The sequence below is a fragment of the Citrobacter sp. MNAZ 1397 genome (assembly GCF_023613995.1).
GTDB classification, from domain to species: domain Bacteria; phylum Pseudomonadota; class Gammaproteobacteria; order Enterobacterales; family Enterobacteriaceae; genus Phytobacter; species Phytobacter ursingii.
This window is the reverse complement of sequence record NZ_JAKIVH010000002.1, coordinates 102,029-117,335: the sequence shown is the minus strand read 5'-3', so window position 1 is coordinate 117,335 and position 15,307 is coordinate 102,029. Positions and strand designations below refer to the sequence as shown.

Genomic DNA, 15,307 nt, shown 5'->3' with positions numbered 1-15,307 from the left:
TCCTTACAGGTTGTCTTTTGCCACTTCGAAGTGCACCGACAGCAGCCAGGCTTCTTCTTCCGGGAGATTGCCAAATTGCGCCACGATGTCGCGGGCAAGCTGCATTGATTCAGGCGAGATTTCGTCAAACAGACTGGCATCCACCTCCGGCAGCGGCTCGCCGGTCACCGACCGGTGCGCCATCGCGCGGACATGCGAGGTCAACATCTGTTGCTGTACCGCGTTAGGCGTAATGTTGTGGTGGCTCAGCAAGGTATACACCTGCGTCAGCATGCGTTCGGCCAGATTTGCCGTATGCTCCGCCCCGTCTCCAGCGTCGTTCATTACCGCTCCGTTTTTCACTCGTCTTACCCCGTTAATGGCCTGGAATAAAACTAACGTTGCAGGTTAAGAGTTTGTAGCGAGGAGTTTTCCACTTTGAAGTGGAAAGCCGGGAGACTTTAGTGATCTGCGCCACATTACTGCACCCCTGCGGGGCTTTTCACTGTGCAGTGGTCACATCTTTGACGGAAAAATGCGGAAAAATGGGAGTCAGGGAGAATAAAAAAACGATCAAGGTGAAGGGAAAAGTGTGACGTGATAAGGGTTCCTTATGAAAAAGAGTCAAAGAGGCGTTTTAATCGCCTGCAAAAAGTAGTCGGTAAACGAGGAGACGATCGGCAGCAGCGGCCTGATCGGTAAGCGCAACAGATGCATTGGCCGCGGTGGCGGCAGGTAGTCTGGCAGTACGGGGCACAGACGGCCTTCGTCGATGTCCTGCTGTAACGTCAGAACGGAGTGCTGCACGATCCCCAGCCCGGACAGCGCCGCCTGGCGTATCGCTTCACCAGAATCGACCATCAGACGCGGCGTGACAGCGATCTCCAGCCTGCCGGAGGGGCCTTCCAGTTGCCAGCAATGATCCGAGCGCCACTGGCTGAAACTGATGCAATGATGCTGCCTCAGATCCTGCGGCGTGAGCGGCGTGCCGTGGCGTTGCAGGTATTCGGGGGAGGCGGCAAGGATCATACGATACGGCGGAAGCGGAATGGCGACGATCCCGTCATCGTTGATATTGCCAATGCGGACAGCCAACTGGAAGCGCTCCTCAATCAGATCCACTTTCCGATCAGTCAGCACCATTTCAGCATCGACCCCAGGATAGCGCTGCAAAAAACGCGACAGAATGGGGGTGAGGACGCGCTGACCATAGGTCACCGGCGCGCTAATACGCAGCATGCCCGCGACATGGTCATAAAGGTGGTTTGCCAGCCCGTCCGCCTCGCGAATGGTGGCAAGGATCTGCAGCCCATACTGGTAAAAACGCTGGCCGGCATCCGTCAACCCCTGACGCCGGGTGGTCCGGTGAATCAACTGGCAACCCGTTCTGGCCTCCAGCTCGCGCACATGTTTCCCTACCATTGCCGGGGTGATGCCAAGCTCTTCCGCCGCGGCGGTGAAACTGCCGCTGGTCACCGTGCGGACAAAAGACTCAACGCATTTTAAGTAATCCATTCACCACCCCAATTATAAATTTTGGCTATCAAATCTAAATAACGAAGCCCTCTTTATTCGCCCATGGCAGGGAGGAATAATCGTCATATTACCCTCTATTAGGTCATTTTATTATGCAATCACTGGTTTTTGATGAGTTTGGCTCTGCCGACGTGTTGTACCTGCGAGAGCGCGCCACTCCCCCGCCAGGGCAAGGCGACATTCTGGTTGAAATCTCCGCTGCCGGGCTTAACTTTGCCGATGTCTACCGACGACAGGGGCGCTATCCCCTTGCCGGCGACGCCCCCTGGACTGCGGGCTATGAAGGGGCCGGACGGGTGGTACAGGTCGGAGCGGGGGTCAGTGGCTGGCAGCCTGGGGATCGTATCGGCTTTACCGATGTGCCGCTGGCACATGCCAGCCACGTTCTCGTACCGCAAACCCATGCCATTCACCTTCCCGACTGGCTTAGCGAGGAACAGGCCGCCGCCGTGCTGTTGCAAGGGTTGACCGCTGATTACCTGATCCACGATGTCCTGCCGGTTTTACCGGGGATGCGCGTTGCCGTGCTGGCGGCTGCCGGTGGTGTCGGACGGCTACTGACGCGCATGCTCGTCCACCGGGGCATTCACGTGCTTGCTGTCGCATCAAGCCAGCAGAAGCAGGCAATCTGCCTCGCCCACGGGGCGGAAATGGCGGTGGGTTATGACAACTGGCAGAAACAGGCCACAGGCTGCGATATCGTTTTTGACTCCGTTGGCAGCACGCTGTTGCAGAGCCTGGAAGCCCTCAAAGAAGGCGGTCGCGTGGTGCTGTTTGGGATGTCAGGAGGGAAAATTCCGGCGGTGGATCCTGCGGATTTCCTGCTGAAATCCTCCGGGGTTCTGGGAGCCGACCTGTGGACCTATTTAACCTCGCGTGAGCAACGACAATTGCGTGCGGATCGCCTGTTCGGGCTTATCAAAGACGGACATGTCTCCCTGCCAGAGATCACCACGTTTTCACTCAATGAAGGGGCAGACGCACATCGTTTGCTCGAAAACCGGGCGTTTAGCGGGAAGATCGTACTTGTCCCGTAGAGGGAAGGAAAGCGGGGCCTATGCCCCGCTTTGGGATATTAGCGGAACTTCTTGTGGTTGCTGTTGCGGGTGGCTTTGAAATCTTCAGCCGCCGCTTTTGCTTCTTTTACTTTGCCTTCGTTGGCGAGTTTGAGTGCGCCATCGATTTGCCCAATCAGCGTCTCCATGCCCTGACGATAATCTTTCATTTCAGGGCTGTCCGGCGCTTTACCTTCCAGCTTCGGCGGGGTCGCTTTCTGCGCATCCTGTGCTGCGGTACGCATTTTGGTTAATGCATCTTTGATGGTCGCTGCATCATCTGCTTTTTCGACCACTTTAAGATTGTCATTCAGGATGCCCATGTCATCTTCAAGATCGGCGGCGAACACCTGTGCCGAACTCAGGACAAGGGTAGAGACAGCTAACATCGCCAGCAGTTTTTTCCGCATTGCTCACTTCCTTTTTTATTATTAAAAAAGCCACACCCTGAATAATTCAAGTTTCAGGCAGGCGACCAACACGTAAATTCCAGCCACTTACCCATGTAAGCGACTGGGGTAAGCACGTGCAGCCAACGCACCTGCAACCAGAAATATGACGGGCATTACTGACCGGCGATTTTCATCTCCGGTAACAACACTGAACCACACTGGATATTACTACGTGTTTCGATATCGTCAGCAATCGTAACGATATTACGCCACATATCTTTCAGATTTCCTGCAATGGTGATCTCACTTACCGGATACTGAATTTCACCATTTTCCACCCAGAAACCCGCCGCACCACGGGAATAGTCGCCTGTAATGCCGCTAACGCCCTGCCCCATCAGTTCGGTAACAACCAGACCCGTACCCATCTGCCTGAGCAGTTGCTCAAAACTCAGGCCGCGCCCGGCGATCCGCCAGTTGTGGATCCCGCCCGCGTGCCCGGTGCTTTTCAGCCCCAGTTTACGTGCAGAGTAGTTAGTCAGCAGCCACTGCGTTAAAACGCCCTCTTTGATGATATCGCGACGTTCTGTACGCACCCCTTCACTGTCGAACGGCGTGGACGCCAGCCCTTTCAGTAAATGCGGGTGTTCTTCAATGGTCAGCCATTCCGGCAGAATTTGCTTACCCAGCGAGTCGAGCAGGAAGGTGGATTTGCGATACACCGACCCACCTGCAATCGCCCCAACCAGATGGCCGAACAGCCCGGTCGCCACTTCATGACCAAAAATGACCGGCGCTTTCATTGTCGAGAGTTTACGCGGAGCAAGGCGCGACAGCGTACGGCGCGCGCACTCTTCACCCACCCATTCAGGGCTTTGCAAATCGCGAATATCACGGCTAATGGTGTAAGCGTAATCGCGCTCCATATCCCCGTTCTCTTCGGCGATAACGCAGCTTGAGAGCGAATGACGCGTGGAGGCGTAGCCCTGCAGCATACCGTGGCTGTTGCCGAAGACTTTAATACCGTAGTGACTATTGAAACTGCCGCCTTCGGTGTTGTTAATGCGTTTGTCCGCTTTCAGCGCCGCCTGCTCTGCGCGCGAGGCCAGTTCGATGGCTTCATCCGGGGTGACTTCCGCCGGGTGAAAGAGATCCAGATCCGGTGCGTCAAAGGCCAGCAGCTCTTTATCCGCCACCCCGGCACAGGGATCCGGCGAGGTGTAGCGAGCAATATCCAGCGCCGCCTGCACGGTGCGAGCAATGGCATCCGGACTTAAATCGGTAGACGACGCGCTGCCCTTACGGTTTTGATGATAAACCGTAATCCCTAACGCCCCGTCGCTGTTAAATTCTACGTTCTCCACTTCACCGTAGCGCGTGCTGACGCTGATGCCGGTGGTCTTGCTGACAGACACTTCCGCACCATCCGCTTTTCCGGAGGCCAACTCCAGCGCGGTAGAAACCGCTTCTTCCAGTGCTTTGCGTTGTTGTGCAACTTGTGTGATTACTTTCATCGCCAATGCCATAATTAGAGGAGAGAATCTTTGAAGTCTAACAGAGAACCGTTTTTCAGTGCGCCCCTTAACTGGTAACATTAGCCTCTTTTTTGAGGAACCTGAGATGACAAAGCAGCCCGACGACTGGCTCGACGACGTTCCCGGTGACGACATCGAGGACGAAGATGATGAGATCATCTGGGTCAGTAAGAGTGAAATTAAACGCGACGCCGAGGAATTAAAACGCCTGGGCGCGGAACTGGTAGACCTGGGTAAAAACGCGCTGGAGAAAATCCCGCTCGACCAGGACCTGCGCGACGCCGTTGAACTGGCGCAACGTATCAAGATGGAAGGCCGCCGCCGCCAGTTGCAGCTGATTGGTAAATTGCTGCGCCAACGCGACGTTGAGCCGATTCGCCAGGCGCTGGATAAGCTGAAAAACCGCCATAACCAACAGGTGGCGTTTTTCCACAAGCTGGAACAGCTACGCGACCGCCTGATTGAGGAAGGCGATGACGCCATTGCTGAAGTGTTAGGCCTGTGGCCGGACGCAGACCGTCAGCAATTACGTACGCTTATCCGCAACGCGAAGAAAGAGAAAGAAGGAAACAAACCGCCGAAATCCGCGCGTTTGATTTTCCAATACCTGCGCGAGCTGTCCGAAGCCGCAGAGTAATCTCTCCCGGATGTGCGGCTCGCCCCGCACATCGCTTTTCCCCCTTCCCCTCGCCTTTGGCAACCCTGCCCTGGCATCTATCTGTTTGATAATGACTGCTTATTCAAGCTGAATCGTTAAAGCAAAAATCTTCATACATCACAACTTTTATGTATATAAACCCAGCATTACATAGACAAAAGCGATCAGTGGCAGATTTTTGATCATCAGATCGCGCTTTATTACACCAGATGAAACGGATCACATTTTTTGGCATCAGCAATTATTAGATTTCAGGGGTCACAAACATAATCGATTCAGCAAAAGGAATGAAAATGAAAAAGACTCTGGTGTTATCCACCCTCGCACTTCTTATCTCTGGCAACGTCTGCGCGAAAACCTGGTTGCTGACAAGTGCTGAAAGCGGCGTGGAACAAGGAAACTGGCAGGTCACAAGCCAACAGCTGAAAATTAAGGATCAGACTTTCAGCATTGAGCAAAAAGTCCTGCATGGCGGCAAGCAGGAAGGCAGTAAAATCATCACCATCAGCAGCCAGAATGGTCTGACAATCACCCTGAGCCCGACACGCGGCATGAATTTGCTTCGTGTTGAAGGTTTTGGCGTGCGGATGGGGTGGGATTCACCGGTAAAAGAGGTGGTTAATCCGGCTTATATGAATCTGGAAAGCCGCAATGGATTGGGCTGGCTGGAAGGATTCAATGAAATGCTGGTGCGCTGCGGCTATGAATGGACGGGGCACCCGGTCACCGCTGACGGCCAGATCTACACCCTGCATGGCAAAGTGGGTAACACCCCGGCCTCACAGGTTTCCGTTGATGTCAGCGAGAAAGCGCCCTATGAAATTCGCATTCGTGGGTTGGTGAAAGAGAGCACCTTCAAGAAAGCCGATCTGCAGACCGAAATGGAGTTGAGCTACATTCCGGGCAGCAACAGCTTTACTCTGCATGACGTGCTGACGAACCATGCTGATTATGCGCACGATTACCAGATCATCTACCACAGCAACTTCGGCACGCCGATTCTGGAAGATGGCGCGCGCTTTATCGCCCCGGTAGAGAGCGTCAGTCCGTTCAACGATTATGCCAAAGCCGGGCTGAAAAACTGGCAAACCTACAGCGGGCCGACGAAAGGCTTCGATGAAATGGTATTTAACTTCAAACCGCTGGCTGACGCGCGTAAAGAGACCGTGGCGGCGGTGATTAACAAAGCTGGCGATAAAGGGGCCGCCATCAGCTTTAACACCCAACAGCTGCCGGTGCTGACGCTGTGGAAAAACACCGACACCCTGAAACAGGGCTATGTGACGGGGATTGAACCGGGTACCAGCTACGCTTACCCGGTAACCATTGAGCGTGAACAAAAACGCGTGAAAAAACTGGAACCGGGCCAGAGCACCCGTTTCGACCTGACCTACACCCTGCTGCATAATGCAAGCCAGGTGAAGGATGTGGAAAAACGCGTTGCCGATATTCAGGGTAATAAAGCACCGCAGATTATCGACACGCCAATCGCCAAAGAATAAAAATAAAAAACCGCGCCATTCCCATCAGATGGCGCGGTTTTCTGCACATCTCATCTCACGCTTACCGCCTGCGCAACCGCCCTGTACTGTCGCACGACAAGCAGGACAATTACTCTACGGCCGCTTCGGCTTTCTTCGCCAGCCCATCCAGCAATTTCTGATGAATACCGCCAAATCCGCCATTGCTCATCACCAGAATGTGATCGCCCGGCATCGCCGTTTTGAGGATCATCTCTGCCAGCGCGTCGACATCGCCGCTCCAGTGGGCGGGCACCACACAGGCGTCAGCCACTTCCGCGACCTGCCATGGAATATGCTGAGGCTGTAACAGGAAGACTTCATCGGCCCGCCCCAGGGAGGGTGCCAGGTCATCCTTGCAGATACCCATTTTCATGGTGTTAGAGCGCGGTTCCAGCACCGCAATAATGCGCGCCGTACCGCCCACTTTGCTGCGCAGGGCCGCCAGCGTCGCCAGAATCGCCGTCGGATGGTGTGCGAAATCGTCATACACTTTAACGCCGTGCGCTTCACCGCGCAGTTCAAGGCGACGACGGGCATTCACGAACGAGCCCAACGCATCAGCAGCATCGGCTGGCGCAACACCGACATGGCGGGCAGCGGCAATCGCCATCAGGCCGTTATGCATATTATGTTCGCCCACCAGACCCCACTTCACCTGCCCGACAGATTCGCCGTCCAGCAGCACTTCCCACTCAGACGCATCGGTGGTCAGTTTTTTGGCCTGCCAGTGGCCCTGTTCGCCCACCAGCTCCTGCTCGCTCCAGCAGCCCATCGCCATCGTCTGTTTCAGATTGATATCGCTTTCAGGCCAGATGATCTTGCCCTGCCCTGGTACGATACGCACCAGATGGTGGAACTGTTTCTGGATCGCTTTCAGATCGTCGAAGATGTCTGCATGATCGAACTCAAGGTTATTGAGGATCAGTGTACGCGGGCAGTAATGCACGAATTTCGAACGCTTGTCGAAAAACGCGCAGTCATATTCATCGGCTTCGATGACAAAAAACGGGCTTTCCCCTAAGCGAGCGGAAACCTCGAAATTGCCCGGCACGCCGCCAATAACAAATCCGGGCTTATAACCACAGGCTTCCAGAATCCAGGTTGCCATGCCTGCCGTGGTCGTTTTGCCGTGTGTTCCCGCCACTGCCAGCACCCAGCGGTCGCGCAACACGAAGTCATGCAGCCATTGCGGGCCTGAAACATACGGAATGTTTTTTTCCAGCACCGCCTCAACACACGGATTCCCGCGCGTCATTGCGTTGCCTATGATGACCAGGTCCGGCGCGTTATCAAGCTGACTGGCGTCGTAACCCTGAATAAGTTCAATGCCTTGCTTCTCAAGCAAGGTACTCATCGGCGGATACACATTGGCGTCCGAACCCGTTACTTCATGGCCCAGTGAGCGCGCCAGCAGCGCCAGCCCACCCATGAAGGTGCCACAAATCCCCAAAATATGAATGCGCATTCGTCTCTATCCTTCTTATTTACGGCGCACATTTTACCCTCTTGTCTCATACGACGGAAATGCATTTCAGGATAATCCGTATTGTGCTGGCGCGATTCACCTGTGCGCGAACATTTGAATCTTTGTTAATATTGTTGCAGTGACATTACTCCATATAAAACGTAGGGACAGGGTATGAAAACGTTAGGTGAATTTATTGTCGAAAAGCAGCATGAATTTTCTCATGCTACCGGTGAGCTGACTGCACTGCTCTCGGCAATAAAACTGGGTGCCAAAATCATCCATCGTGATATCAACAAAGCGGGTCTGGTTGATATCCTGGGTGCCAGTGGCGCCGAGAACGTCCAGGGCGAGGTACAACAAAAACTCGACCTGTTTGCCAATGAAAAACTGAAAGCCGCGCTGCGTGCGCGAGATATTGTCGCGGGTATTGCCTCTGAGGAAGAAGACGAAATCGTCGTTTTCGAAGGCTGCGAACACGCGAAATATGTTGTGCTCATGGATCCACTGGACGGCTCCAGTAACATCGATGTTAACGTTTCTGTCGGTACCATCTTCTCTATCTACCGCCGTGTTACGCCGGTAGGCACGCCTGTCACCGAAGAAGATTTCCTGCAGCCGGGTAGTAAACAAGTTGCTGCGGGCTATGTGGTTTACGGCTCGTCCACCATGCTGGTGTACACCACTGGCTGTGGCGTTCATGCCTTCACCTATGACCCGTCTCTGGGTGTGTTCTGCCTGTGCCAGGAGCGTATGCGCTTCCCGGAAAAAGGAAACACGTACTCCATCAACGAAGGCAACTACATCAAATTCCCGCAGGGCGTGAAGAAGTACCTCAAATTCTGTCAGGAAGAGGATAAGTCCACGCTGCGCCCGTACACCACGCGCTATATCGGTTCACTGGTGGCGGATTTCCATCGAAACCTGCTCAAAGGCGGTATCTATTTGTATCCGAGCACTGCGAGCCACCCGGAAGGGAAGCTGCGTCTGCTGTATGAGTGCAACCCGATGGCGTTCCTGGCGGAACAAGCTGGCGGTAAAGCGAGTGACGGTAAAAACCGTATTCTGGATATCGTGCCGGAAAGCCTGCATCAGCGCCGCCCGTTCTTCGTCGGGAATGAACACATGGTAGTTGACGTCGAACGCTTTATGCGTGAGTTCCCGGACGCGTAATATCTGACTCCCCGGTGGCGCTGCGCTTACCGGGGCTACGGGTTAATAGCCCGGATAAGGCTTTATGCCGCATCCGGGTCTTTTGCTTAATGCACAAAAGTCCGTTTTACACGTTCAGACATCCGGAAATAGGGTATCCAGATACAGCAAGCGACAATCGCGCGAATCAGAGAACGTATATCGTCATAACCAATCGGAAGGTTCATCAGCGCGTTCGCGAGCCATAAATCCACACCCACAAACACCACGCCGTAAAGAAGAAAAATGATGTAAGTAAGTGGTAACTGGCGCTTTTTGCGCAAAAAGAGACTGCCGACATAAATAGTGAGCAGGAACTGTCCGATAAAACCAAAGAGCTCAAAGTAAATGACCACAAGGCCTGTGGTAGTAAAACTGTTGCTGAATGCCAGTAGCGCACGCGCGGTGTTATTGATGGCAAAAATACTCATCACTAACGCCACAAGCAGCCCCAGCGCGGGAAGATACAACCAGCCACCGATTTTCTTAAATGCTTTGTCCTCACACGCCGCGCAGTAATCGCCGCCTTTAAGCGCTTCGTTATCGCACTGAATACAAATGTGTTTTCTGATCTCTTCCTGTGTGTCCATCTATCCTTACCCTGTATAAAATAGCCCCGCGCGAACCTGCGCAGGGCAAATTATTATGCAGTTGGCTGCAAACGGAAAGAGGCCATCGCTTCCAGCAATTCGCGGGACTGCTCTTCCAGAGAGCGGGTCGCGGCGGAAGATTGCTGCACCAGCGAGGCGTTTTGCTGTGCCGTTTCGTCCATCTGGCTGACAGCAATATTCACCTGCTCAATGCCACGGCTCTGTTCCTGCGACGCGCTGGCGATTTCACGCATCAGCTTCGTCATACGCATAACCTCCGAGGCAATCTCATCCATCGTCTCGCCTGCCTGCATCGCCAGATCGCTACCCTCTGACACATGCGCCTGCGAGCTACTTATAAGCTGGCGGATCTCTTTGGCCGCATCGCCGCTGCGGCTCGCCAGGTTACGCACTTCACCTGCCACTACCGCAAAGCCGCGTCCTTGTTCACCTGCACGGGCCGCTTCAACGGCGGCGTTCAGCGCCAGAATGTTAGTCTGGAAGGCAATGCTGTCAATCATGCTCAGAATGTCGGCGATACGGCTGGAACTGTCGGATATGTCGCGCATCTTCTCAATAACGTAGCAGACCATTTCACTACCGCGATCGGCAGTATCAGAGACCGACTTCGCCAGTTGATGCGCCTGGTCGGCATTATCCGCATTCTGTTTCACCGTGGCGGTGATCTCTTCCATGCTGGCAGCGGTCTGTTCCAGCGACGTTGCCGTTGATTCAGTACGCTGCGCCAGGTCGACGTTACCCAGCGATAATTCACGGCTGCCGGTATCGATTTGCGAGCTGGCATCACGCACGCGGGTAACGGAACTGATCAACGAGTGACGCATGTTCTCAATCGCCGCATTCAGGCGGTTAAACTCTTTACTGGTGGTACTGACGCTCACCGACGCCAGGTCTCCGGCGGCAACGTGTTCGAGTTGCACAATCGATGCATCAAGCGGTTTCAGTAGCATATGGCGCAGCGCCAGCCAGGCCAGCACGATAATGCCCGCCGCCGCCAGCGCAACAACGACAATCAGCATCATCACAAAATTTTTGCTCGACTGAACGGCGCTGACTTCGGTTTTACCGCGGTTTTCTCCCCAGGAAAGGAACGCCTGAATGTCGTTATCAAACTGGCGAGAAACCGGCACTAATTTGCTCTCCAGCAGATCATAATAGGCATCGGCGCTTTGTTGATTTAACGCCGCCTGCATTGGTTTGATACCCTGATCGAGATATGCCTTGTAGCTTTTCGCAACCTGAGTCAGCAGCGCGGCTCCCTGTTCATCATCCACGCCCGCTTTAATGACGCTATCCAGCGCTTTATTTCCCTGTTCGATTTCGCCATTAATGATTTTGACCGCATTCCCTGCGTCAGCAAGCAGGCCTACCTCCATCATGCGAACGGCCTGACCCGACTCATTACGCGCGCGCAGGATTTGCGTATAGCCTTCATTAAGGCGCGCCATTTTCTCGCCTTGCAGAACGCTAATACGTTCCAGGGAAGATGAGCTTTTGCTGAGGGCATAAATTCCCATGCCGCTTACCACCAGCAGCAGGAAAGTCATAATAGCGAGGAGGGAAAGCAAACCAGTACGAAGCGAGAGCGTTCTGAGCATGATAGTTTTTCCGGTAGCAGAGATTCTTTCAGGCGTAAAATAAGCCTCATTGGCAGGTTATCGACCGCCACCGGAAAAACTTTACTTCTTTTTAATTATTTCAATGTGTTACTGTCTTGTTGCCGCTGTGCTAACACGTGTAACAGGCGAGCTCTGGCGATTCTCCCACAGCACCGTAAGACCACGTTGTAACGCGATAAAAATAAACAATAAAATGCCGATCGCGATTTTAGTCCACCAGGAACTCAGCGTTCCGTCAAAATTGATATAGGTTTGGATCAGCCCCTGAATCGCGACACCGAATAGCGTGCCCAGTACCGTACCCACGCCGCCGCTCAGCAAGGTACCGCCAATCACCACCGAGGCAATAGCATCCAGTTCAACCCCGACACCGGCCAGCGCATAACCCGCCTGGGTGTAAATAGAAAAGACAATGCCTGCCAGCGTCGCCAGCCCGGTCGAGAGCATATAGATACGAATGGTGGTACTGCGCGTTGAGATGCCCATCAGGTTCGCCGATGTTGCACTGCCGCCAATTGCATACACTTCATTGCCAAAACGGGTACGGTGGGCAAGGAAAATACCGATAATCACCACCCCTAACATCAGCAGCCCCATGGCGCTCAGACGTCCACCGCCGGGAATCAGCCATGACAGCCCGGACAAAATGTCATAGACCGGATGGTTAATCGGGATCGACTCTTCGGAAACCAGATAACTGACACCGCGTAAAAAGAACATTCCGGCCAGGGTAATGATGAACGCCGGGATTTTCAGCGCGTCGATCAAAAGCCCCATAAACGCGCCAAACGCACAACCCATCACCAACACCAGCGGGAAGGCAACCAGCGGCGATATCCCCCAGAAGCCGATGGCTTTCGCCAAAAACACCCCCGTGAAGGCGATGACTGATCCCACGGAAAGGTCTATCCCGCCGGACAAGATCACAAAGGTCATACCGACGGCGATAATCCCCAGGAAGGCGTTATCGGTCAGGATGTTGCAGATGACACGTGTAGACGCAAAGCCCGGAAACTGCGTCAGACAGTAGAGATACCCAAGGATAAAAACCCCCAGGGTGATCATCAGCGGTAAATTACGTTTTATCATGACCGCGCGCTCCTTTAATCAGTGCGATAAAGCGCGGCGACTGAACAATCAGTACGCACAGCACCACCACCGCTTTCACCACCTGGTTAAGCTCTGGCTGGAAGCCGGAGAGCAAAATCCCTGTATTCATGCCCTGAATAATCAGTGCCCCTACCACCGACAGCACAAGGTTGAAGCGTCCGCCCATTAGCGATGCGCCGCCAATTACCACCGCGAGGATGGCATCCAGCTCCAGCCATAGCCCGGCGTTGTTGGCATCAGCCCCGCGGATATCCGCCGCCACAATCACCCCGGCAATAGCCGCACACACGCCGCTTAGCACATAGGCCAGCATCACTACGGTGCGGGTATTGACCCCGGCATTTTTCGCCGCGCGGATATTAATCCCCACCGCTTCAATAAACATGCCCAGCGCCGTTTTACGGGTAAACAGCCAGAAGATAACCAGTGTGGCCAGTGCAATAATGACCGGCGTCGGGAACAGGAGCAGCTTACCGCTGCCAATCCAGGCCAGATTTGGCGCGTTAAACGTGACGATTTGCCCGGAGGTAATCAGTTGCGCCACCCCACGCCCGGCCACCATCAAAATCAGCGTGGCGACGAACGGCTGGATCTTCAAAATCGCGACCAGAACGCCATTCCACAGACCGGCGAGGATCCCCGTCCCCAGCGCGGCAAGCAGCACTATCGGCAAGCCATATCCGGCCACGGTCATTGAGGCGGCGGTCGCCCCGGCGATGGCCATTACCGCGCCGACGGAAAGATCGATCCCCCCGGTCGCGATCACCAGCGTCATGCCGATAGCCAGTAACGCCACGGGCGCGGCGCGGTTGAGAATATCAATCGGACTGCCGAACAGGCGTCCATCCTGTAAAACAATCTGGAAGAAATGGGGCGCCACCAGGCTATCCACCACAAGAACCAGAATCAGCGCCAGTATTTGTGGCGTCCCGGTGGGCCACTTAAAGCGGCGCTTCGGCTGCCCGGTTTGCGGGAGTGATTGAGGCATCACACAGTACTCCTTATGCCGCAATGGCATTCATGATCGCCGGGACCGAGAGCTCTGCCAGCGGGATTTCCGCTATTTGCTTGCGATCGCGCATGATAATTACCCGGTCAGCGTAGCCCACCAGCTCTTCCAGTTCCGAAGAGATAACCAGTAGCGCCAGGCCGTCCGCGCACAACGTTTCAATCAGGCGGATGATTTCCGCATGCGCCCCGACGTCGATGCCACGCGTTGGCTCATCGAGGATCAGGAACTGTGGTTTGGTCAGCAGCCAACGGGAAAGGAGCACCTTCTGCTGGTTGCCGCCGGAGAGAAACTCAATCGGCTGTTCCGCACTCGGCGTCCGGATCCCCAACTGGCGGATAAAGCGCTCAGCGATGGCGTTCTGATCGCGCCGGGGAATCGGCCGTAGCCAGCCGCGCTGCGCCTGCAACGCGAGAACGATATTTTCCCGCACGGACGCGGCGGCAATAATGCCGTCCGTTTTACGGTCCTCAGGACAAAAACCGATGCCAAGGCAGGAGGCCTGATGCGGTGAGCGCAGCGTCTGCGGCTTACCCTTGATCATCGCACTGCCGCTATCGGCGGGTTTAATACCGAAAATCACCTCGGCGGTTTCGGTACGTCCGGAACCAAGGAGCCCCGCCAACCCGACGATCTCGCCTGGACGAACCTCCAGATCGAACGGCGCTATCAACCCTTTCTTACCGAAATCTTTAAATGCCGCGACGGGTTTTTCGCTCAACAGGGTACGTCCCGCGCGTTGCAGGGCGTTATTGTCCAGTTCGCGTCCCAGCATCATTTTTACCAGCTCGATCTGCGGCAGTTCTCGCGTTTCGCGGCAGCCGACAAAGCCGCCATTACGCAGAACGGTGATGCGGTCGCTTACCTCGTAAACCTGGTCAAGGAAGTGAGTCACAAAAATCAGCGCAACACCTTGCGCCCGTAGCTGGCGCATCAGGGTGAAGAGCATTTCTACTTCTTGTGTATCCAGGCTGGCGGTGGGTTCATCGAGAATCAGTACCTTCGCGGAAAGGTCGATAGCACGACAAATCGCCACAATCTGCTGCATGGCGACGGAATAACGATTGAGCGGCTCGCGCACGTCGAGGGAAAAGCCGTAAGACGCCATTAACTCGGTGGCGCGCCTTTCCATCTCTTTGCGGCATATAAAACCGAAACGACGCGGTTCGCGTCCAATAAACAGGTTATCCGCGACTGACATGTTCGGCAGCAGGTTGACTTCCTGATACACCGTACCGATGCCCAGTTGCTGGGCATGAGCGGTGTTTTTAGGCCGGATTTCATTGCCTTCCAGCCAGATGGTGCCGCTGTTTGCATGGTAGACGCCCGTTAAGGCTTTAATCAGCGTGGATTTTCCCGCACCGTTTTCACCGAGTAACGCCATGATTTCGCCCCGACGCAGACTGAAATTGACGTTATCCAGCGCTTTAACGCCCGGGAAGTACTGGCAAAGCCCCTCAGTACGGAGGATCTCCTGGTGTTGTTCGGTGGTCATTATGTTCTCCCCCTCACCCTTGCCCTCTCCCCAGTGGGGAGAGGGGGATATATCGAGTCAACAAGCAAGCGCACCCTCACCTGACTACGCCCTCTGCCTTCCAAAGAGAGCTAAGGTGAGGGTATCAAC

At 54.6% G+C, this 15,307-nt stretch carries 14 protein-coding genes; 4 read left to right on the top strand and 10 right to left on the bottom strand.

Features of this window, described 5'->3' with window-relative positions; all coding sequences use genetic code 11:
• Window positions 1-3: 3 nt before the first annotated feature.
• Window positions 4-342: a PRD domain-containing protein gene (locus L2097_RS15280; RefSeq protein WP_167337903.1), complete on the bottom strand. Its 339-nt coding sequence runs from the start codon at window positions 340-342 to the stop codon at window positions 4-6.
• Window positions 343-603: 261 nt separating this feature from the next.
• Window positions 604-1,494: a LysR family transcriptional regulator gene (locus L2097_RS15275; RefSeq protein WP_250353213.1), complete on the bottom strand. Its 891-nt coding sequence runs from the start codon at window positions 1,492-1,494 to the stop codon at window positions 604-606.
• A gap of 113 nt (window positions 1,495-1,607) precedes the next feature.
• Between L2097_RS15275 and L2097_RS15270 the strand changes: the two genes are divergently transcribed.
• On the top strand, window positions 1,608-2,552 hold the full coding sequence (locus L2097_RS15270; protein WP_172399032.1) for a quinone oxidoreductase family protein: 945 nt from the start codon (window positions 1,608-1,610) through the stop codon (window positions 2,550-2,552).
• Between the two features lie 38 nt (window positions 2,553-2,590).
• On the opposite strand, the gene cybC is transcribed toward L2097_RS15270, so the two are convergent.
• Together cybC and pmbA are read right to left on the bottom strand one after the other, a co-directional pair.
• Window positions 2,591-2,980 carry a cytochrome b562 gene (cybC, locus tag L2097_RS15265; RefSeq protein WP_047372041.1) on the bottom strand — a complete coding sequence of 130 codons (390 nt, stop codon included), beginning with the start codon at window positions 2,978-2,980 and terminating at the stop codon, window positions 2,591-2,593.
• Between the two features lie 155 nt (window positions 2,981-3,135).
• Complete coding sequence (pmbA, locus tag L2097_RS15260) at window positions 3,136-4,488, bottom strand: metalloprotease PmbA (protein ID WP_085005206.1); 1,353 nt, start codon at window positions 4,486-4,488, stop codon at window positions 3,136-3,138.
• Window positions 4,489-4,582: 94 nt separating this feature from the next.
• Between pmbA and yjgA the strand changes: the two genes are divergently transcribed.
• Entirely contained in the window at window positions 4,583-5,134 is a 552-nt protein-coding gene (gene yjgA / locus L2097_RS15255) for a ribosome biogenesis factor YjgA (protein WP_047372043.1), read from the top strand.
• 314 nt (window positions 5,135-5,448) lie between these two features.
• Window positions 5,449-6,657 carry an aldose 1-epimerase family protein gene (locus L2097_RS15250; RefSeq protein ID WP_250353212.1) on the top strand — a complete coding sequence of 403 codons (1,209 nt, stop codon included), beginning with the start codon at window positions 5,449-5,451 and terminating at the stop codon, window positions 6,655-6,657.
• A 109-nt stretch (window positions 6,658-6,766) separates the two neighbouring features.
• Here L2097_RS15250 and mpl read toward each other — a convergent pair whose 3' ends face one another.
• Window positions 6,767-8,143, bottom strand: a complete 1,377-nt coding sequence (gene mpl, locus L2097_RS15245) for a UDP-N-acetylmuramate:L-alanyl-gamma-D-glutamyl-meso-diaminopimelate ligase (protein ID WP_250353211.1) — start codon at window positions 8,141-8,143, stop codon at window positions 6,767-6,769.
• Window positions 8,144-8,317: 174 nt separating this feature from the next.
• Here mpl and fbp point away from each other — a divergent pair, with 174 nt between their 5' ends.
• Window positions 8,318-9,316: a class 1 fructose-bisphosphatase gene (gene fbp, locus L2097_RS15240; RefSeq protein ID WP_250353210.1), complete on the top strand. Its 999-nt coding sequence runs from the start codon at window positions 8,318-8,320 to the stop codon at window positions 9,314-9,316.
• An 86-nt stretch (window positions 9,317-9,402) separates the two neighbouring features.
• Here fbp and L2097_RS15235 read toward each other — a convergent pair whose 3' ends face one another.
• The 5 genes from L2097_RS15235 to ytfR form a co-directional block, all read right to left on the bottom strand.
• Complete coding sequence (locus L2097_RS15235; protein ID WP_052958912.1) at window positions 9,403-9,924, bottom strand: DUF2569 domain-containing protein; 522 nt, start codon at window positions 9,922-9,924, stop codon at window positions 9,403-9,405.
• Between the two features lie 53 nt (window positions 9,925-9,977).
• Window positions 9,978-11,543 carry a methyl-accepting chemotaxis protein gene (locus L2097_RS15230; protein ID WP_047372047.1) on the bottom strand — a complete coding sequence of 522 codons (1,566 nt, stop codon included), beginning with the start codon at window positions 11,541-11,543 and terminating at the stop codon, window positions 9,978-9,980.
• Between the two features lie 108 nt (window positions 11,544-11,651).
• Complete coding sequence (gene yjfF, locus L2097_RS15225; protein ID WP_250353209.1) at window positions 11,652-12,653, bottom strand: galactofuranose ABC transporter, permease protein YjfF; 1,002 nt, start codon at window positions 12,651-12,653, stop codon at window positions 11,652-11,654.
• On the bottom strand, window positions 12,640-13,665 hold the full coding sequence (gene ytfT, locus L2097_RS15220; RefSeq protein WP_103245020.1) for a galactofuranose ABC transporter, ATP-binding protein YtfT: 1,026 nt from the start codon (window positions 13,663-13,665) through the stop codon (window positions 12,640-12,642). The genes yjfF and ytfT overlap by 14 nt, the downstream gene beginning before the upstream one ends.
• Before the next feature lie 10 nt (window positions 13,666-13,675).
• Window positions 13,676-15,178, bottom strand: coding sequence for a galactofuranose ABC transporter, ATP-binding protein YtfR (gene ytfR, locus L2097_RS15215; protein ID WP_085005201.1), 1,503 nt, complete (start codon window positions 15,176-15,178; stop codon window positions 13,676-13,678).
• Window positions 15,179-15,307: the final 129 nt, after the last annotated feature.